This window comes from Paenibacillus caui, from assembly GCF_019904135.1.
GTDB classification, from domain to species: Bacteria; Bacillota; Bacilli; order Paenibacillales; family Paenibacillaceae; genus Fontibacillus; species Fontibacillus caui.
This window is the reverse complement of record NZ_JAIOGQ010000016.1, coordinates 37915-57763: the sequence shown is the minus strand read 5'-3', so window position 1 is coordinate 57763 and position 19849 is coordinate 37915. Positions and strand designations below refer to the sequence as shown.

General features: G+C 51.3%; 21 protein-coding genes. 5 read left to right on the top strand and 16 right to left on the bottom strand.

Going from position 1 to position 19849, the window contains the following annotated elements; translation table 11 throughout:
• Positions 1-56: 56 nt before the first annotated feature.
• The 3 genes from K7397_RS11255 to cysK all read left to right on the top strand — a co-directional run bounded on the left by K7397_RS11255 (position 57) and on the right by cysK (position 2362).
• Positions 57-1121, top strand: coding sequence for an ABC transporter substrate-binding protein (locus tag K7397_RS11255; RefSeq protein WP_223068057.1), 1065 nt, complete (start codon positions 57-59; stop codon positions 1119-1121).
• Positions 1122-1140: 19 nt separating this feature from the next.
• Positions 1141-1335 (top strand): hypothetical protein, encoded by a 195-nt coding sequence (locus K7397_RS11250; protein ID WP_223068056.1) that lies wholly within the window; start codon positions 1141-1143, stop codon positions 1333-1335.
• Positions 1336-1399: 64 nt separating this feature from the next.
• Complete coding sequence (cysK, locus tag K7397_RS11245; protein WP_223068055.1) at positions 1400-2362, top strand: cysteine synthase A; 963 nt, start codon at positions 1400-1402, stop codon at positions 2360-2362.
• Positions 2363-2601: 239 nt separating this feature from the next.
• On the opposite strand, the gene K7397_RS11240 is transcribed toward cysK, so the two are convergent.
• The gene (locus tag K7397_RS11240) at positions 2602-2742 is read right to left on the bottom strand and encodes a hypothetical protein (RefSeq protein WP_223068054.1); all 141 of its coding nucleotides are present in this window, start codon (positions 2740-2742) and stop codon (positions 2602-2604) included.
• Between the two features lie 100 nt (positions 2743-2842).
• Here K7397_RS11240 and K7397_RS11235 point away from each other — a divergent pair, with 100 nt between their 5' ends.
• The gene (locus K7397_RS11235) at positions 2843-3421 is read left to right on the top strand and encodes a copper resistance CopC family protein (RefSeq protein WP_223068053.1); all 579 of its coding nucleotides are present in this window, start codon (positions 2843-2845) and stop codon (positions 3419-3421) included.
• Positions 3418-4503 (top strand): copper resistance D family protein, encoded by a 1086-nt coding sequence (locus K7397_RS11230; protein ID WP_223068052.1) that lies wholly within the window; start codon positions 3418-3420, stop codon positions 4501-4503. The genes K7397_RS11235 and K7397_RS11230 overlap by 4 nt, the downstream gene beginning before the upstream one ends.
• A 63-nt stretch (positions 4504-4566) precedes the next feature.
• On the opposite strand, the gene K7397_RS11225 is transcribed toward K7397_RS11230, so the two are convergent.
• The 15 genes from K7397_RS11225 to K7397_RS11155 form a co-directional block, all read right to left on the bottom strand.
• The gene (locus K7397_RS11225) at positions 4567-4983 is read right to left on the bottom strand and encodes a hypothetical protein (protein WP_223068051.1); all 417 of its coding nucleotides are present in this window, start codon (positions 4981-4983) and stop codon (positions 4567-4569) included.
• 40 nt (positions 4984-5023) lie between these two features.
• Positions 5024-7510 (bottom strand): Mbeg1-like protein, encoded by a 2487-nt coding sequence (locus K7397_RS11220; protein WP_223068050.1) that lies wholly within the window; start codon positions 7508-7510, stop codon positions 5024-5026.
• A complete protein-coding gene (locus tag K7397_RS11215) occupies positions 7503-8246 on the bottom strand; it encodes a hypothetical protein (RefSeq protein WP_223068049.1) in 744 nt (247 codons plus the stop codon). Before K7397_RS11215 ends, K7397_RS11220 begins: the two co-directional genes overlap by 8 nt.
• Before the next feature lie 48 nt (positions 8247-8294).
• The gene (locus tag K7397_RS11210) at positions 8295-9470 is read right to left on the bottom strand and encodes a hypothetical protein (RefSeq protein ID WP_223068048.1); all 1176 of its coding nucleotides are present in this window, start codon (positions 9468-9470) and stop codon (positions 8295-8297) included.
• Between the two features lie 57 nt (positions 9471-9527).
• Positions 9528-9845, bottom strand: a complete 318-nt coding sequence (locus K7397_RS11205) for a WXG100 family type VII secretion target (RefSeq protein ID WP_223068047.1) — start codon at positions 9843-9845, stop codon at positions 9528-9530.
• Positions 9846-9928: 83 nt separating this feature from the next.
• A complete protein-coding gene (locus tag K7397_RS11200) occupies positions 9929-10219 on the bottom strand; it encodes a WXG100 family type VII secretion target (protein ID WP_223068046.1) in 291 nt (96 codons plus the stop codon).
• A 5-nt stretch (positions 10220-10224) separates the two neighbouring features.
• The gene (gene essC / locus K7397_RS11195; RefSeq protein WP_223068045.1) at positions 10225-14160 is read right to left on the bottom strand and encodes a type VII secretion protein EssC; all 3936 of its coding nucleotides are present in this window, start codon (positions 14158-14160) and stop codon (positions 10225-10227) included.
• 13 nt (positions 14161-14173) lie between these two features.
• Positions 14174-14986 carry a DUF5050 domain-containing protein gene (locus K7397_RS11190; protein WP_223068044.1) on the bottom strand — a complete coding sequence of 271 codons (813 nt, stop codon included), beginning with the start codon at positions 14984-14986 and terminating at the stop codon, positions 14174-14176.
• A gap of 17 nt (positions 14987-15003) precedes the next feature.
• On the bottom strand, positions 15004-15234 hold the full coding sequence (locus K7397_RS11185) for an EsaB/YukD family protein (protein ID WP_223068043.1): 231 nt from the start codon (positions 15232-15234) through the stop codon (positions 15004-15006).
• A 19-nt stretch (positions 15235-15253) separates the two neighbouring features.
• A complete protein-coding gene (locus K7397_RS11180; RefSeq protein WP_223068042.1) occupies positions 15254-15757 on the bottom strand; it encodes a hypothetical protein in 504 nt (167 codons plus the stop codon).
• The gene (locus tag K7397_RS11175; protein ID WP_223068041.1) at positions 15754-16257 is read right to left on the bottom strand and encodes a hypothetical protein; all 504 of its coding nucleotides are present in this window, start codon (positions 16255-16257) and stop codon (positions 15754-15756) included. Before K7397_RS11175 ends, K7397_RS11180 begins: the two co-directional genes overlap by 4 nt.
• 24 nt (positions 16258-16281) lie before the next feature.
• Entirely contained in the window at positions 16282-16503 is a 222-nt protein-coding gene (locus K7397_RS11170) for a hypothetical protein (protein WP_223068040.1), read from the bottom strand.
• A gap of 26 nt (positions 16504-16529) precedes the next feature.
• Positions 16530-17411: a hypothetical protein gene (locus K7397_RS11165; RefSeq protein WP_223068039.1), complete on the bottom strand. Its 882-nt coding sequence runs from the start codon at positions 17409-17411 to the stop codon at positions 16530-16532.
• Positions 17408-18391, bottom strand: a complete 984-nt coding sequence (locus tag K7397_RS11160; protein ID WP_223068038.1) for a hypothetical protein — start codon at positions 18389-18391, stop codon at positions 17408-17410. Before K7397_RS11160 ends, K7397_RS11165 begins: the two co-directional genes overlap by 4 nt.
• Positions 18369-19838 carry a TadA family conjugal transfer-associated ATPase gene (locus tag K7397_RS11155; protein ID WP_223068037.1) on the bottom strand — a complete coding sequence of 490 codons (1470 nt, stop codon included), beginning with the start codon at positions 19836-19838 and terminating at the stop codon, positions 18369-18371. Before K7397_RS11155 ends, K7397_RS11160 begins: the two co-directional genes overlap by 23 nt.
• Between the last annotated feature and the right edge of the window lie 11 nt (positions 19839-19849).

Genomic DNA, 19849 nt, shown 5'->3' with positions numbered 1-19849 from the left:
CGGATTTCGGGAGACGGTCCGAATGGACAAATTCATGAAAGGATGTGGAGTAGAACATGAAATCACGTTGGGTAAACCGGAAAGCCATTTTAGGCGCAGGTTCCATGATTATGGCTTTCCAAGTATTGGCGGCTTGCTCGAACATACAGAAGGAAGCGGCTAATCGGCCGCAGTCTGGCGTTACGGCGTCTGCTGCCACAGGGACAACAGTCTCGTTTAAAACCGGGAATAAAATTACGATTGCTTACTCCAGCGGGACTTGTGAAGCGCCCACCTTCGTAGCGTGGAAGAAAGGATTTTTTGAAGCGGAGGGCTTGCAGCCCGAAATGCAAAAAATGGATTTCAACACGCTCAAGAACGGAATTGCGACCGGGAAGGTAGACGCGACTCAGGGCAACTTCTCCTGGTTTAAGCCGGCCGAGCAGGGGCTTGACGTCAAGCTTACCGGTGGTCTTCATGCCGGTTGCATCCAGGCGGTCGCCCCCAGCAACTCGGACATTAAGTCGGTGAAAGATTTGAAAGGCAAAACGATAGGCGTCGACGTCATTGGCGGCGGTCCAATGATTACGCTCTCGATCGAGCTGAAGAACCAAGGCATCGATCCGAAGCAGGATGTACAGTGGAGAGCGTATCCATCCGATCAACTCGTTACCGCCGCCGAAAAGAAAGAAATTGACGCCTTTATCGTCTGGGATCCCGTCGCGCAAAAAGCGATAGATGAGAACAAATATACACTGCTGCTCAGCAATGCCAAAGACGAGCCATACAAATCCGGTTATTGCTGCTACTCTTTCGTCAGCGGCGATCTGGCGAAGAAGGATCCGGAGAAAGCAGCTGCCTTTACGCGGGCGATCCTGAAAGCAGCCGAGTGGGTCGGGACTCATCCAACCGAGGCGGCTCAGCTTGAGGTCGACAATCATTTTGTCGGAGCGGATCTGGCTACCAACGAGAAACTGCTGAAAAACTATTACTGGAGACCGAGTGTCAACGGCGCCGTGGAAAATGCTAAATTTTTCCTTAATGAACAGAAAGAGCAAGGAATACTGGACGAATCCACGGATATCGAGGCTCTCGGGGAGCGTCTGATCTTCAAAGCCATTCCGGATTTCAACGGCAGATAGGCGCAAGGAGTGAAAGCGAATGAAGAGATATATCAAACTGACGGCTTTATCTGTTCTTCTATTATTGGCGTCGACTATTGGCCTGAAACCATTATCCACGTCTGCGAATCAAACCACAATAAAGCTTCCGTCGTGCCATACCGGAGCGGAGGACGATGGCAGCCCCATTCAAGTGCCCGAGCAGACGAATAAAGCGCCCGGAGCGCAGCAATAGAACGGGTGAAGCCGGTGTTTCGCATGATCGTTATTTTAAAGTTTACTAGAAAGAAGGGAACGCAATGGGCAACAGAGAGAAGCTGGCAGATAATATCCTCGATTTGATCGGCCAAACCCCTATCGTTCGCATTAACAAGCTGGTGAACGAAGAAGCAGCCGAGCTTTATTTGAAGCTGGAATCATTCAATCCGAACGGCAGCGTAAAGGATCGTACGGCACTCGGCATCATCCGGCAAGCTGAAAAAGAGGGACTATTGCGGCCTGGCGGCACGATTATCGAGTTAACCAGCGGCAATACGGGGATCGGACTCGCTTCGATCGCGGCTGTGCTTGGCTACAAGTCGATCATCTTTATCAGTGAAAAATACAACAGAGAGCGGTTTGAGCTTCTGCGCGCTTTCGGGGCAAGCATCGTCACCTTCAAAGCGGATGAAGATATCGATGCGGTTAAGGAACGAATTGAGCTGTTGCATAAAGAAACGCCCAACAGCTTTATCGCCAAACAGTTGCAAAATCCGGCCAATCCTGCCATACACCGGATCACAACCGCGGAGGAGATATTGGATCAAACAGACCGCAATCTGGATGCGTTTGTGGCGACCTCCGGCACCGGAGGGACGATCACAGGAGTCGGAGAGCGGCTAAAGGAAATATTGCCTGATGTCAAGGTGTATCTAGTGGAATCGGCCCATTCCAAAGTTCTGGAGGGCGAAGAGCCCGGCGAGCATAAAATATATGGCATTAGCCCGCCGGAAATTCCAGACGTGATTAATTTGGAAATTGTGGACGACATCATCCATGTTACTGACGAAGACGCATGGCAAACGTCGAGGGAATTGGCTAGACGAGAAGGCATTCTGGCTGGCCCCTCGACAGGTGCCGCCGTATGGGCTGCGATCCGGGTCGCCCGCAAGCTCGGCAAAGGCAAGCGCGTTGTAGCGCTGGGACCGGATACCGGGGAGCGGTATTTAAGTGCAGGTCTGTATGAGGAACAGCCTTCCAGCCTGGAGGCAGTCATTCAATGATCGGCCGGCATTCGGGGAGGATGGCCAACCCATTGCAGAAAGCCTCGTTTCTCCCCTGGCCATAATGAAGCCAGCCGTCCCCCTGTCTTTTAAATGGTGCAGGAAATGCTGCATCCGTCTATAGTTCGTGTCTGAACACCGATTACGACAAAGCAGTAATCGGTGTTCAGACACGGATCGTTGTTCCGGATCGTCTCTGCCCCCAAGCGTTGATCCGTGCATGAGCACATTTATTTGGTTCAGAATAAGGAACGAATCGTTCCTGCCCGAACGGTGTACATAGCGAGAAATGGATTGTTCTTCCCTTCTGATTTCTTCTGATGAACAATTGCAAAAGGAGACTGCTTCTCATCCCGCTTCCATGGTACAATGGCTAACATCTAAATCATCTCTTTCGGCCTTCAATCTGCTATAAGGCTGGCTTTACAGACAATGACAAACGTCGCCCGCAGGGTACGAAGAACTGGGAGGTACAACACTTTGAAACGAATTTGGATGATAGCTATCGTACTCCTATGGTCGCTACCCGGCCTCGCCTCGGCGCACTCCCACCTGGAAGACTCGGCCCCAGCCAAAGACGGAACGGTTACGGAGTCGCCGGCGCAAATCGAGATGACCTTCAACACCGCTATCGAGAAGCTCAGCAGCTTCAAGCTCTATAATGAAGCCGGCGAAGAAATCGACATTGGAGATACCTCTGTCAATGGCGCCGTGCTAAGCGGGCCTGTGCAGGAGACGCTGCCGAACGGCAAGTATACAGTGAAGTGGACGATCGTCGGAGAGGACGGCCATTCCGTGAAAGGGGAATACGCTTTCGCCGTCGAGGCGGCCGCGCAGGCTTCTCCTTCCCCGCCGGCCGCGTCTCCTGAAATTTCGCCGGAAGCCTCGCCGCAGCCGGCGGACAATAGCGGAGAGGACGGCACCGCACCGGCCGATAACGGCGAAGCGGATTCGGCTTCCGAGCCTGATGGCGGCCCTTACATGACCGCCGCCATCGCAATCGGCGTCATCATAATCGTGGCAGCCGTTATTCTGATCGCGCGGAACCGCAAAAGATGATCTATATCAGCGAGGGATTATTGTATATTTGCTTCGCCATGTTAATGGGGACTTTCCTTCTGCGATTCGTTCCGGAGCAGATCAGGCCGCAGGTGCATGTCGGCAACGGCCTGCTGCTTGCCTGTGCTATCGCGGTACCTGTTCTTTCCTTTATGCCCGTTCATCGTACGGCTCTGCTGTTTGCGAGCGACTTTGGCATATCCTACGGGGCTACTCTAAAGAGTATTCTGACCGAAATTAATGCCGGCAAGGCATGGCTGTGGACGCTCATCGGGTCAGCCGGGCTCGTCGCGCTGCTCGCCCTGAAGCCGTTCCGGGAAGACAGGCATATGGCGAAAGTAGGTGTGTTCATTACGGCGCTGCTGGCCATTGGGCGCGGATACAACAGTCACGCTGCTTCGCTCTATTCCATGAAGGGACTTGCCGTGCAATCCGCGCACTTCCTCGCTGTGACGGTGTGGATCGGCACTTTGTTCGTGGTAGGCTGGTTCTCGCGCAGCGACGAGAACTGGTCCAGGTTCCTAGGGTGGTTTTCCCCCGTCGCCATCGTCTCCGTTCTTGTTACGCTCCTCTCGGGACTCGCGCTCATGAGCTTCACCACACCGGAATACGTGAACGCATGGATGCTGCCTTACGGACAGTTGCTGCTTATCAAGCATCTTCTCATCGCGCCGCTGTTGCTGTTCGCTTACACGAACGGCTTCGGGTACCGGTCGACGATCAGACGTAACCCATCGTTCATGCCTCGACCGTGGCTCCGTGCAGAGAGCGTCATTGCCCTTATCCTGTTCATCGTAACCGGATTTCTCGGATGGCAGACGCCTCCGCATAATGTGAGGGAGACGCTGCAGTCCGTACCGCCCTCGCCGCTCTTTACGGGCTTGTACCGCGGAAGCTTCAGCCCGGACATGAAGCTGACTTTCACCCTGTCGCTCGAGAGTATCCTCATGCTCGCGGCGGCTCTCATTTTGGCTGCCGGAATGATCTGGATGTACAGGAGCAACCGCCTCATACTGGCCTTCGCCATAGGGCTGCTTATCCCGGTGTTCGGCTATTTCGGGCTAATGTTCGCTCTTGCATGACGAAAAGGAAGGTATCGATATTCCTCATGGGGAATGATACCTTCCATTTTTTATTCATTTGAGTTATCGCTTGATGTCCCCTGGAGCGCGCAGAATAATGAAATAACAAATGAATCCATAAATAAGAATTGGATACATAAAACTTATATATATAAAGCCACCCGTGAACGTATCCAATAGAAACGTATACCCAATAGCCAAGTATAAGAATACTACATTCCCAATAAGAATCAAATGTTTAAATTTTGAGGTAATAGAAAGTACATACATCGTGGTGACAGATAATAAAATCAGGACGAGCGGGATATTAACAACAAATAAAAATAAATTCATAGCGCCTTCCATCCAGCCAACATTCACTATTACTCTTATAAACAACACCCAAATAACTACCCCAACCACATACAACAGAGTCAAAGCAGCAAGTATAGTGACAAGCAGATTCTTCCCGTTGACCAGTTCCTTCAAAAAATGCTTCATACAAACATCTTCGCTCCCTCTATTCGAACAAGCAGACATTTCAGGAAAGCATCGACTCAATTTTTCTATATTGTTGTTCGGCATATTTCAGGGAATTGACTTTTCTTTGCAGCTCTTCGGCAACCCGTCTGCCGTACTGATTCACGCGGTCGCAGGCTCTCTGAATCTGATGAATTTGCCTTTGCACATTCGGCTCGCTGTACGATCGTCCCACACTGGATGTGATCCGCTGCGCGTCGCTGATGATTTTCCGGACGGATGACCCGAAGTCGTCCTCCAGATGCTTCACCTTTGCCCGCAGATCTGCCAGCCGGCTGTAATCGACCGCCAAGCTGCCCGATGCATATGATCGATAGCCCCGGGCGATTTTTTTGATATAACCGCTGTTTCCATGTTTATCCTTTGTCTTGCGCAAGGAATGCTCTGCTGATTTTCTCGCAAGTTTGGTCATCAGTTCGATGCCCGTTTTAAATGATTCGAATTTCTTTGCAATACCGTTCTTGGTGCGATTCACGATGCTGCGCGCCGTTTCTTTGACCTTGTCAACCGTTTTATTCCACAGTTTGGAAACCCCCTGACCAAACTTCTTCGCACCTGTGGCAACACTCTTGAAGAAGTTATTCACCAAACTCACGACCTTGTCTTTAAACCGCTCCATTGCCTGAACCGCCTGCAGGGCCCCATCTTTCACGTCTTTGGCAAAGTCCGTGACGCGTCCTTTCAATTTAATCCATCCTGATTGCACGGCCCGGGCAAACTTCGTCATGGCTTCGGCTGCGCGGTTCCCGAACTGTTTTATTTTGTCCGCCGCAGCCACCAGGTGATTCACCATCCAGTCGCCAAATTGCTCGAGCTTATCGGTGGCAAAAATCAACGCCTTGTGAATATTCTCCTTATTCTTCAACAGTGCTTTCACGAAATCGTCCATGAATAACTCGGGAAACAGGATCGCTGCGGTATACGTGGTCATTAGTCCCGCCGCATCTAAAGTCCCCTTCGCAATGTTATCAAATGCGTTTCTGAACGCCTTGAATTTCTCAGCAATTGCGGACTTGGCGCGATCCACGATGCTGCTCGCCGTTTCTTTGACATTGTCGACCGCTTTATGCAACTTCTGGTCAATCACATCGATAAATTTCTTCGTCCCTTCGGCAACGCTTTGGAAGAAATCCGTCACCGAACGCGTGATCTTATCTTTAAACCGGTCTACTGCCTCGACTGCCGACACGGCCTTGTCTTTTACGTCTTTGACAAAGTTCATAGCTCCTTCTTTTAATAGGTTCCATCCTGCCTGCATAATGCGGAGAAACCTCGTGAAGGCTTCATACGTTTGAATTCCGAACTGTATCATCTTAGCCGCTACGGAAGTTAGCCGATCCACCATCCAGTCGCCAAATTGCTTTAACTTTTCGACGGAATACTCGAACGTATTGCGAATAATCTTTCCTTGCGAGTTCAGATAATCGTCCATGAATAGCAACGGAAAGAACCTAGCCGCAATATACGTGACCACTAATTCCGCCGCATCCCCATACTTCTTCGAAATTTTATTAAACACAAAGTCATCCAAATGACTGGCGATCATCAAAGACCCATTTATTTTTTGTTCTAGACTTATTAATTCAAATCCATCATCGGGTTCTGTCTGCAGCCAGCCCAGCGCCCCGTCGATCGCATAGCTCCGATAGGGCTCTTTCATATTCTCGTTGATATAGATGCTGAATTCATTGATAAACTTGGGAATCTCCCCCTGTTGTGCTGGTCCGCGAAGCTGCCCGTTCTCATCCAGCATAATGTTGGGCTTGTGATTATCACCGAATTTTTGAATGAATTTGAGAGGACTAAGGTCTTCCGTATCGATATACTTAATCGTAGCGGCGATCGGGTTAAGCAGGCAGTTGACATAATCGTTCTCGGCCGAAATCGATGTGATTTTATAAGCGTTCGCCTTGATCCGGTCCTTGTATTTATCGTCCTCCAGAAACTCTCTCGAGAAGCCTTGCCCGTCAAAGGAAACCGCCCGGTCGACTTTATCGGACATGATCGCGACAAATTGCGTCTTGTTCCCGCCTTTGGAGTGTCCCGTCACCGTGATATTGTTGTATTTCTGCTTTTCGATATATTCGAGCGCAGCCTTTTGCTGCGTCGTTTCCGGCAAATATCCGCCCTGACCGTTGTCGTACCACTCGAAGTCTCCGCTCGTTCCCCGGAAAACCACCGTTGCCTCGCCTTCCGGATCCACAAAAGTAGCCACACGCATCCCGTACTCAGCTGGATTGCTGTCGGTGATCCTTAAAGCCTTTAATTGGGGGTCTCTATTGATGACATGCAAAATATCCAGCCATTCGGCCCTAGACATTTGGCCGGGATATTTGCCATCTTTTCGGCTTAAGTCGAGTTTTTCGGCATCCTCATCCAATAATTCCCCTACAATATCGCCAACAGTTTCATTTGTTTTATTTGCAACTTCATTGAGGTAGATTAAATTATCCAGCAACAATAACTGACTCTCACTCAACTCAGCCATTTGAATAGGCCTCCTCTCCATATTTCTTGATCTCCAGTTTATGAGTTACCTTTATCCTTTTGCGATAATAGGGGAAGTAATTTTTATCTTCGGTTGGGGATAAACCCTTTAATGTCTCCAATCCGATGGATTCATACTTATCATCAAAAACGATATAGATACGCACACTGCCAACCATTTTCTTGGCCTGCATCTTCTCTGCGATTGTTCGCAAGCTTTCTTCATCATCAATTCCTTTCGCAGAGGATTCTTTCACAAAAATCACCGTATCTGAAAAGAAGAGCTCGTCTTTGTTATAGATCTCTTCAATTTTGGTATTCTTGTTTAACCTGTCAGGCATAATCCCCTCGTTAAAATCCGTGTACAGTTTGAAATCCTTGTAAATCTCGCTGACAAAACCGGACATCACCGTTTCATATTCCGGCCTGATATATTTTGCAAAATACCCGTCGCTCATGCTGTAGGAACCGTCATCCTTCCTCGTCCCCCACACCTCGAAAGCATCTTTTTCCGTCCCTTTTTTCGGATACGCGTACAACCGGTCATAGCTGTATGCAAAATCGCTGAAGCTTAAAGACAGGGGGACAAACTCCTCTCCATACTTCTTCTCCAAATAGGCCATCATTTCATCCTTGATTACTTCCGGGTCCTGCTTCTTGTTCATGCATCCGCTCACTCCCAACGCTATGATGATCATGCACATCACTAATAAAGTCTGTATGGCCATCCGCTTCATTCATACAATCCCCCTTTCATGGGTTGATTGCCATCACCATTTTAACGCTTACCAATCCAGCGATATTTCCGGAAATTTGAACATCTCGTCCATATAGTGCTGCAGTTCTTTCTCGACGGCTTCTGTGATCAGCACAAGCTCCCTGTCCAACAATTCACCGACGCGTCTGCTAAAATCTCCCATCCATGATATAACAGGATAGGTTGCCTGTTCCAGAGTAATCAGACCTACGCCCATTATAATCGTCTCTACGCTGCGATAAACATCATAGACCAGGTCCACCGCCTGATTCGCCAGCCTGTCGCCGATCTCGCCGACGCAAACCTTCACATCTTCGATTTCTATATGCTCCAGCTCGTTTTTGATCCGGTTTCGGCTTTGTTCAAGTTCATGCTCTGCGTAACCGAGAACCGCATCCATCGAGCGGTTTATTTTCTCCTCATTCAATTCATCCGCCTGTAAAAATAATCCGTACAAACCGTAGTCCTGCAGCAGTTCCCCACTCTCATTCTTCCCGAAAAAGAGTTCCCAAACTTCAGGACGTATCGTGCTTGCCGTATTGTAAAACCAGCTCACAAATTTGGAATAATCGCTTTGATCGGCAACAACCGCGCTCCCCTGCTCATCAAATACGAGCGTCTGAATATAGGACTCCGCGACATTTTCCGCCGGGGATTTTTGCTTCACAAATATGACTTTCGAGGTAGAGTCTCCAACCGGATCATCTTCACCGACAAAATTTCTCACCTTTCCGGGCAGTTCCTCTGTACTGGGTGCGCCGAACACCAGAGCTTCGGCATCAAGCCGGGCGGCAAGACGGGACGCATAGTAGCCCCCAAGCCCAAGGCCCGTGAACATCAAATTGCCTTTCCTTCCGAGCGGCTCCAAACGTTGTGCCGTTTCCTCCAGCCCGCTATCGCTTTGTATATTCATCATATTCATCTCTGCGTCTTCAGGGGCCTGGACGACGACATGCCCTACCTCTTCATCTCCCGCAAAAAAGCACAAACCCATCTTCTCCAGCATCCAATAATCCCGAAAATGGAGACGAGGCATATTGGGACTGGCGAGGATCTCCAGGGCCAACATCCTTGCGGCAGATGACGGGTCGGAATTTCCGTCTAGCGACTGGGCGATCTCCGCGATACTACGATCAACCTGATGTTTGGCGAGTCCGGAATTCACCAGTTCGCATAATAATAAGCTTTCTTTATCCGTCAGCACGGTTTCATTACACTCCTTACTATGCGAATGAATAGAGCCGGGAAGATCACGTCAGCTCTATCTCTTCGCTTTCTTTTGTCGCTCCAGCAGCGCTTTTTGCTGTTCTTTCATCCGCTTTTGCTCGTCGGCGTTCCGGACCTCAGTGGCGAGCCTCTCCAAGCCGGATTGCACGCTCTCCATCTCCGAATACAGACGGTCCATCGCCTGCCTGGTTTGCCGTTTATAATCATCGATAAAGGCTTTTCCCGCCTGGCCCTTCCACCATGTATCAATACTGCCAAGATTGCCGGCAAAACGGCGTTCCGTATTTTGCAAATCCGCTTTCTCGTTATGTATTTTTCTGGCTGCGCTGCTGATTTCACCCGGCGAATACATGAATATCCCTCCCTTGGGTAATCGTTAAATTTTGAAAAGGCGTGAAGCACAGCAGAGTGTACTGTTCTTCACGCCTATTCTCCTTATTTACGCAGTGAGCTTGCGATGTCTCTTTCACTTTGTTCCTTGATTTCAGCGATTTTAGTCAGATTATTGCTAATGTTGTGTACGCATTCTACCAGCTTATCCAGATTCGGCTTCAGTTGATGGAATTCATCAACAAAAGCTTTCGCGGATTCCCCTTGCCACCAGCCTTCCACAGATTTGATTTCTCTGTCGAGTTGGTTGATAAGGTCGCGCGCATTGTTCCCTTTGCTCATGATGGACTTGGCCACACCGCGAGCCTGTTCGGGGCTAAATGTCAAATTTGCCATTGATATCACCTCCTTTCAGTAACCATTTCGGACTTATTCGTGTAAACGGCAGTTCGAAGACCGGTAAATTTGTTCTTCACGATAAAATACCCGTCTCCCGGCTCCAGCTCTTTCTCCTGAGTTCCGTAAGGAAGCCTTGCATTAAACAGGTTCTGCTCTTTCAAACTCCCTAGAAGCAGCCCGCACTGCTCTTCCCGGATCGCTTTGCCCAAGCTGTCCCAGTTGTTCGCGAGCTCTGCCGTCAGATCAGCAGCAAGAACGGCCACCTTCATGCCGCGTTCCTGCTTCACGATCCGTTCAAGCAATTCTTTCAAAGAATATAGATCACTCTCCGTGAGCTCACTGAGCTTGTCGATCACGAAAATGATCTGTTTCCAGGAGCGGGTGATCGCATTCACATCACCGCCCGCTTTTCTCGTTTCCAGCAGTTTGGAGCGGCGTCCATCGAGCTCTTCCTTGATGCTCTCTACGAACGAATACATATCTTCAATCTGCGATAGATCCGTGACGTTGGAATATTGCATCATAGAATACAGTCCCATGGCGCTGGAATCCAGCGCATAGACATCGAAGCGCTCCGCTCCCCACTTCTCATTGAGCGCACCGATCCAGGAAACGAGCTGCGTACTCTTGCCCGCGAGAGGATCTCCGGCAATCATCAGGACCGGGGTGGCGGCCAAATCGACGTAGACCGGCTGCAGATCCTGATCGCCGAGACCGATGGCAAGTTGGCTGCCCTCGCGGTTAATTTCGGCCAGATCAATTTTGGCCGGCATGACCGGAATCGGCGTGGCAACGGGAATCACTCCGGACTGAACGAATGCTTCAAACCGCCCAAGGATTGGTTCGGTATCCAGTCCCCTGAATTCCGGAACCGCAGTTTGGAATTCCAGCGGCGGCTTTCCTCTCACGAGCGCCCGTCCGGCTACTTTGGCCGGTTCCAGTCCTTCCGTCCGTCCTACGATACTGTCATATTCCCCTTTGTCTGTAAGCTGAAGCGTTACGGCCACTTTGAAGTTCACGGCAAATTTGTATCGGACGAGCGAAGCGTTGGTTGCCGATACAACCATGTAGATGCCGTATTTCGAGCCTTCCCGGGCCAGCATCACCATCTTCTCGTCGATCTGTTCATACGTTTCCGACAAGGCAAAATAATTGTCTATGACGAGCACAATAGCCGGAAGCCCGCTTCCGCCGTCCTTTCTGAAATCGTTGAACCCGTCGCTCCGGCTGTCTTCGAACACCCTTTTCCGTTCCTCCATGATCCGGAACAGGAAGAGCACGAATTGCTGAATTCTCGATTCCTGCTCCAGCGTCATCACGCCGCCGCAATGCGGAAGCCGTTCCAGCACCTTGAAAGAAGCCCCTCCGAAGTCCATGATGTACAAATGGGCATCCGCCGGAGAGTATTTGTGGGCAAGCGACATGCACAGCGTTCTCAGCAGGTACGTCTTCCCCGTCCCGGGAGATCCGTACACAAACAGGTTGCCGTCGCTCGCAAAATCAAGGACCAGCGGCTCCTGACGCTGGTTCCGCGGATCGTCCAGCAGACCGATCGGCACGCTTAATATGTCCCCGCTTGCCGTCCAGCGGCCATATTCTTCATGGAACCCCGACTCCGGCCCGTGAATGTCATCCAGAAACACAGTCTCCGGCAGCGGGGGCATCCAGGGACCCTTGAGCGGCTTGATTCCGCTCTGACCGGAAAGAGAGATGATGTGCCGCACCATCGCCTTGAGCTGGGTCGGCAACTCTTTCTTCGCTATCTTCTCTTCTTCCAGCGGATAAATCTGTTCGGCGCGGCCATGGAGCGAGATTTCGTAAATGCGTTTCACCCGGTTCTCCCGTTTCTGCATCTCCCCTTCCGGATCGTAATCGGCGCCGGAGTACGCCGACTGGAACAGCTCGAAGATTTCGTCGTTGCCCACCTGGATGTAGGCGCGGCCCGGTTCCTTGATCATGGCTGCATCCGGCCGTTTGATCACGTCCTGACTGTCGGTTTCATCCTGCACTTTAAGGCAGATTTTGAACTTGGAATTGCTCCAGATCTGATCGTCCACAACGCCCGCGGGCTTCTGCGTGGCCAGAATCAAATGCACGCCCAGGCTGCGCCCAACCCGGGCCGTACTGACCAGCTCCTTCATGAAATCCGGCTGATCCTGCTTCAGCTCGGCAAATTCATCGGCGATCATAACCAGATGCGGAACCGCCGGCATGCGGTCTGCCTCTTGCCGGCTATGATGGCTGTAGTACAGCTTCTGATACCGGTCGATGTTGTTCACGCCATACTCCGAGAAGACACGCTGCCTGCGCATCAATTCACTCTTGATGGACAGCAGGGCCCGCGTAGTCTGATTCCCGCCCAGGTTCGTGATCGTCCCGACGAGATGGGGCATGCCTCTGAAAATATCCGCCATCCCGCCGCCCTTATAGTCAATCAGGACAAACGAGACGTCGTGCGGATGATAGTTGATGGCCAGTGAAACGATGATGCTCTGGAGCAGTTCACTCTTCCCGGAGCCTGTCGTCCCGGCGACCAGTCCGTGCGGACCATGTCCGGTCTCGTGCATATCCAGATGAAAGAGGCTGCCCCCGGCCTTGACGCCGATCGGGACGCTCATCCCTTTAAAGGGCTTGTTCCTTTCCCAGCGGGATAACAAATCAACGTCGTCCGCCGTTTTCGCGCGCAGCATCTCCATGAGCGTAAGCGCTGAAGGCAGCGAGAACTGGGCGGCCGTATTTTTAATGCGCAGCGGCGCAAGCTTGCGGGCAGCTTGCTCAAGCTGCCGCAAATCCGCCTTGTCGGGAACAAACGCCGATTTCTCGCCGGTTTCCCTGCCCGTAAGCTCCCCGATTTTGCCCTGCAGCATCACGACCTGCTTGCAGTTCATCGGGAGGTAGGCCTGGTTCTGGGCGATGAACACCGCAGATACGCCAAGAAATCCGGACTTGTTGTACAAATACTTGTTGATCGGCTCGTTCTCGAGCAGAGACGGGTCTTCCACTATAAACACATAGTGCGGAAGTATGCCGCCTCCCACGGTCTTCAGCTCCCGATCCTTGATAATGGCGTACAGCTCTCCGAGAATCGGGTGGGTGATCGCTTTGCCGCAGAGCAGATACCTGGAATCGAAACCGTCACTCCACATATGCGGCAGAACCTTAAGCCAGTTCCACCTGAGGGCGGCTTCCTCCGAAGTCAGAACGACAACCCTGACATCGTCATATCCGTGATGCGTGACTAACTGGAGCAGCATCTGCGTCACGACCGCATAAGCACTTTCCTTGTCTCCGGCAATGCCGCAAATCTCCGAATCCAGCAGATTGACGGCTACCGGGACCTCTTGAACCCGGTCGAACTCCATCGCCAGCCTATGCGGTTCCATCAGGAGAGGATCGCTTTCCATCATGACCGCCTGCTTCGCATAATTGATCCGCAGCGCGGCAGGAACGCTGCCCACCCCGACGCGAAGCGAGAGGAAATCCGGGTAAGAAGGCGTTCTTTCCCACAGCCTGTTGTCCAGCTGCCGGATTCTTTGCAGGCAGGAAGCAGGCTCCGGGTTCATCTCATTCATGGCTCTAACCTGCTGTTCTCTGGCCAGCGTCAGCCCGCTTCGGCAATCGACGATAAATTGCAGGTACTTCTTCTCGCGTTCCTTCTTCTTGTCCTTGTACTTCTTGATCTGAGAAGTGGCGCTGGCCAGGGAGACGACAAGCGTCATCACTGTCATGGCCATCGACAGCATCATGAACATAGACTGGGAAGTTAAAGCCAGCAGCAAGGTGATCACGAGCATGACGACAGGCGGCGCCAGCAGGGTGAACCAGGAAATCTCCGGCTTCTCGTAGGCACGGGGCGGATCCGGAATTTCCAGTTCCCCGCCTGGCATTTCCGGGAGAAAACGGGGCTGGCGGGTGAACTCATACTTTTCATTAATCATATTGGCCTCACCATCACGTTATGACTTTTGCTGCCTGTCCGCCGGATAAGGACATTCCGTACCATTCATACCGGCTGCTAAAAACCATTTCGTCGCCTACGATGTGCAGGTGATCCGCCCTCTCCCCGCAAATCCGGATCTGGCTTCCCGACTCCGGATCGACCCGGTAAATCGTTCCGTCATGCTTGCGGTTCGTACAGTACAGGAAGCGTCCGTCGCTATTCATGCTGCCGGGGACGAGATCTTCATATGAATCGATGCTGCCTGTCCGCAAATCCAGGACCGACAAGAGATACCGGTTCTTCTTGTCGGCAAAAACCAGCTTCTCTCCCAGCAGGAGCAGTCCGGCGGCAACCGCATCCGAAACGACCTCTCTGCCTCCCCCTGTGATCCGGCATGTCCTGATGCCTTGTCCCGTGGCATAGTAGACTTGCTCCTCCTCTACGATAAAGGATTCTACCGGTTCATCCGCAATCCGGGTTTCATTCTTCCCGCTCATGAGGCAGCGGTACAGCTTCCTGTCCGTCTCGTTGATATAATAGAGCCATTCTCCGTGCCGGATCAGTCCGTAACACGGGCTGTCCGACAGCGGCTCTGCCGTCATCAGAGCGGTGTCGAACCTGAAGAGGCGATGGCCGCGCTGCTGATCGCTGTAATAGATGCCGTCTTCGGCTTGATTCATAAACCAGAAGATACCATCCAGGAGCACCGTTTCCCCGGAAGCCGCGTCACGCATATAGGTGCCTGAATAACTGCAGATATCGCCGAGAAGCAGCTTTCCGTCTGTTTTCAGGACAAGCCCGCCGCTGTTTACGTTATAATCCACGGTGATCCATCTCCTTTCTAAATAAGAGTGAGCAGCGCTCCGTCGGCCACGCCTTCCTCCTGCAGCGTCCGAACCGGATCGAGTATTCTTCCCAGCGGCTCGGCTTGCAGCCGTTGGTTGGGAGCAGCGGAGAAATCAAGCGCTTCGGCCAGCATGGCAAGCAGCTCTCGCGAGGTTACAAATGCAGGAATCTTTAATTCTCTGCGGGTCTCCGGATCCTCCTGAAAGGTCACCATGATATAATCCACCCGCCGATCCTCCCCTTCGTCAGTTTTTAATGGACAGTACGAGCACCCGCCGCTCCGTGAGCATGTAATCCACATCCTCGCCTGCGTCTTCCGCAAGCTTCATATATTTGGTCTTGAACTTATAATTCGATTCCGCCTCCATCGTGACGGTAGAGACGATCTGTTCCGTATCCCGATTCTCCTCTTCCTGAAAATCCAGCGTGACCGTGATGTCATTGTACTTCCCGTCGTTGGACCTGAACTCCAGGGAAGTGTCGCTTTCGCCGGAATTCGTCCGGGTCACATTCATCGCCTCCTCGAACGCTTCCGAAAAGTAATCCGCAAATGTCTCCTCATCCACCTGCGCATTCAAATTTCTCTGGGCATCATACTCCAGACTCCGGTCCTTGGCGGATCGGGCCGAATTCGTGATCGCGGTGCCCAGTACAATGTTCTCCCTTCCCAGATTCAGCAGCTCTACCAGCGGTTCGATCAGGATGGAGGCCAAAATGATCACCAAAATGCCGATCGCCACATTTTTCATGGTGCCTCATCCCATTGATCGAGATATTCATAGTACTCCAGATCTTTATAATGCTTGAGCCCCGTCGTTGTTAACGAGAAGGAAACCGGGATCTCCTGCTCGTACTTCTTTCCCCATAGTTCAATACTCAGCGGATACACCGCGCGAATCGTGACCTTGACAGGTTCCCCACGCTGCTTGTAAGGCTTGTCGCCCTCAGGCAGATCCTCGTAGACTGATGCGTCGTCCTCGCCGAGGACGGACTGTCCGCTTTCGTTCTCGGCAACAATTTTGATGTCATCGGCTTTTTGTGAATAGATCGGGCGTTCCTTTAGCCGTTCCATGGCATCGTCATAGTAGGTGCGCTTGAGATAATTGTCGCTCGCCACCACTTGCGAGACATTGAACGTTTCAATGATCATCGTCGTGTACCACGGGAAGAAGAAGACCAGATTCGTAAACAGCAAAATACATATGGCGATAATTATGGAAACGAGAATTGACTTCGCAAACCCACTCATCTTAATTCTCCTGTTTGACCGGGGTTATGATTCTGAATTTGACAGTTTTTCTAGCGTTTCTCTCAAAATTTTCCATATATCATTGAGCCACTCACCAATTATCCTTCCGTCACTTAAAACCGTGACGACGAATCCAACAATGATAATAACCCCAACAGTCCAGGCTATTTGCTTCACCCCGACCTCTCCGGCCTCATCTTTCCAGAACGAACGCTTATCCTTGTTTTCTTTCATGTTTTGTTCCATTTTGATAACTCCTCCCCTATCCTTATTTATTGAAACATTTTGATGGAATCCATAATCATAAATAAGTAGTAGATCGCGATGTAAAGAGCCAAGACCCCGATGAGGACAAACTGAATCCGGACATTGCTCCGCTGGCGCTTCTCCAGTTCTTCCTCCAAAAACCGGATCCGGAAGCTGTCGATTTCGTTCTTGAGATACACCATCTGCGAGATGTTGTCATACCCTTTCAGCCTGGTTTCCATCAGGTCGCAAAACTTGATGACGTAGTGAATCGGCACCCGCCTCTTCAACTGCTTGAGCGCATATTCCTCGCCGTACTCGATGTTATCAATCATGACGCCGAGTTCCTCCGCCATATCTCTATTCGCGTTCGGCAAGTAATCCCGGATCACATCGGCAAGATAAATGTTGATCGACTTCGAATACTGGTAATACACCATGCTGTAAAACGCCGGGAAATCGCGCGCAATATTGCGGTTCTTCCTCTCGATTTTTTTCTCCATTTCCGACACCGGGTACAGCCACCCCAGGAGAATGAAGATTGCCGCAATGCAGCCCAGCAGCTGATTCGCGCTCATCGTCACGGCTGTAATCAGCACGGCGCCCGCAGCATACAGGAACTGCTCCGCCCGAAGTTCTTCGGGCCTCATCGCCAGATCGAGCCGGTCGATCATTTTCTGAAAGCGAAGCCGCTCCGCGCCGCCCAGCAATCGGTATACATATTTGAGCGCGAATATTGTTTTCAGGCTTTGCAGTTTCTGCTTAAACCGGGCATGCTTTCGTTCCTTCAAATACCGGCGGTTCCTTTTCTTCTGCTTGCCGTGAACCGGCTTGAAGATCGGGTAGACAAACACTTTGAGCAGATAAATAATCGAGACGATGGCGCCAAGCTTCACGAGAAGCGTCATTTCGCATCACTTCCCGCGCCCAGGTCGCCCTGCAAAGCCTGCGTGCGGGCAAAGCTGAGACAGATAATGCTGATCAAGACCGTATTGATCACCTTGCCGTAGGTGTTGAACAGCATGAACTCCCTGAAATCGGCGACGGATAACGCGTAAAGAAAGAACAATACGATGATGGCGGTCTTCAGCAGAAAATCGCGGTTCATCTTGCGGAAGATCCGATCCTTTTTCGCGTTGATCTCTCTTAACACCGCATTTTCATCCACGATATCCAGAAAAATATCAGCCATTCCTTTGCGCTCGTTATACTCGAAGACAATGGCCTTCTTGGTGAAATTGTCGAATTTCGGACCAAGCTGCCGGTTCAGCAAGGTAATCGCCTGTTTAAAGGAGTATCCGTTGTTCTCGCAGTTATCGATAAATTGCTGAAAATACGGGCGTATGCCGGGTTTGATATATTCATCACTCTCCAGCACTTTTTTGATCGCTACCAGCACCCCTTCCCTGGCGAGAGGGCAGATGATGTCTTCGGCATCCATAATGCTCTCCAGTTTTTCCGCTTTAAGGGCTTTCGATTGCATGACGAAATAGGTGAGCAAGCCGACAAAAACAGCGATCGTGATGACGACTGACAGGGTGACACTTTCCATGAAGATAACGATAATGAGCACCATAACGGCGAACGCGATGCAGAGCAGCGAGGTGAAGCTTTCCAGGGTCAGCGGCAGATTGAAATCGAGAATCAGCCCCTCGACCAGCCGGTTGTACTTCGCGTACACATTTTCTTTCCGCTTGACGATCCGCTCTTTCTTAACCCGTTCGATATAGCGCTTGGTGTTGTATTTGCCCAAATATTCCGAAAGCGTGTCTATCATCCCGAGCACAAAACGGCCGGTCCCTTCAAAGAAACGCACCTCGAACACCGCGTTAAACACGATAAATGCCGCTACTCCCAACAACAGACTAATGGCTGAAGTCGTATCCATCGAACGCGTACTCCTCTGTTTCGTCTTGCTCAGGCGGCCGGATCAAATACTCGAATCGGCTTCGCTTGATGCCGGCTTTAATCATCGTCTGCTGCACTTTTTCCGACAGTTTTCCTACACGCTTGTGTCTGCCGACAATTTTCAGAACCCGGCCCGTTCCTTCCTCTTCAAGCACGTCCTCGGAAATAAATTTGTAGATCGGATTCACGATCGGCTCCAGTCCGTCGGAACCGAGCACTTCCGAGATCGAGATCACCTTCCTTGTCCCGTCGGCCAGCTTTTCCTGATACACGATGAACTTCACCGCACTGCAAATGTTTCGCAGGGCCAGCTCGGCCGGCTCATTCGATGCCATCAGATAAGCGGTGAGAAACCGGTAAATCGCTTCCCTGTCCCCTTCCGCGTGGAGGGTCGTGAAGAAGAAGTGACCGGTCTGGGCCGCCCTCAGCGCAGTAGCGAATTCACCGGGCGTTCGCAGCTCGCCGGGTCCGATCCAGTGCGGCGATTGACGCATCGCATTGATCAGCAGATTCTCCATGGTCGCCGGGCTTGCGTCGTCATCATCCGGGACGGATTCGTACTGAAGAACATCGTTGATAATTCTGCCGTGTTCCTGGTTTCCTTCCCGCCGCAGCAATCTCATTTCCGAAGGATTCTCGATCGTAATGATCCGGGACAGCGGATTGATCTCTTTCACCAGAATTTCATTGAGAGTCGTCTTGCCGCTTCCGGTAGGACCTACCGTAATCCACGATAAATCGGCTTTCGGCAGAAGTGACAGCAGCTTGAACATGTTGACGGAGAACGACTCGTTCTTGATCATCATCTCCGGTGTAATGCTCTTCTTGCTGAACTTCCGGATCACGACCGCAGGCGTGTCGTACGGGGAAATATCCGCATGCGTCGCATTGACCCGGTAGCCTTCGATCGTTCTGGCGTTCACCATCGGAACCTTGGGAGTGAGCCGGACCTTGGACACGCCGAGCAGTTTGGAGATGATCCGTTCCAGATGCTCCCGGTCGATAAAAGGCTGGTCCCAGGGCAACGTCTTCCCGCCGCTTTCGACGAAAATCTGATCCGGTCCGTTGATGCGGATTTCATCGATCGCCAGATCCTCCATCGCCTTCGTGATCGGTCCGTAGTGGGTGATCTCATCGCTCAGCGCGTGCTTCAATTCAGCCAGCTCGTAATACCCTTCCACCGTCGGTTTTTGCGAATCGACAAATTCATTAATGAAGGCTTCGGTCATTTCCCGCTTTCTGGACGGGTCCGGCTCCCGCCGGAAGGCATGCGTTGCAACCTTCGTAATATATTTCTGGCACAACTGGAGAGCTTCTTCGAATTGAATCGTGGTGTATTTGTTCTTGAGCTCTTCCATATCTTCTTTCTTGCCGATCTGCTGCGATGCTTTTTGCTGCATATCGCTGATCTTCGCACGGGTAAGCATCCTGTTCCCCT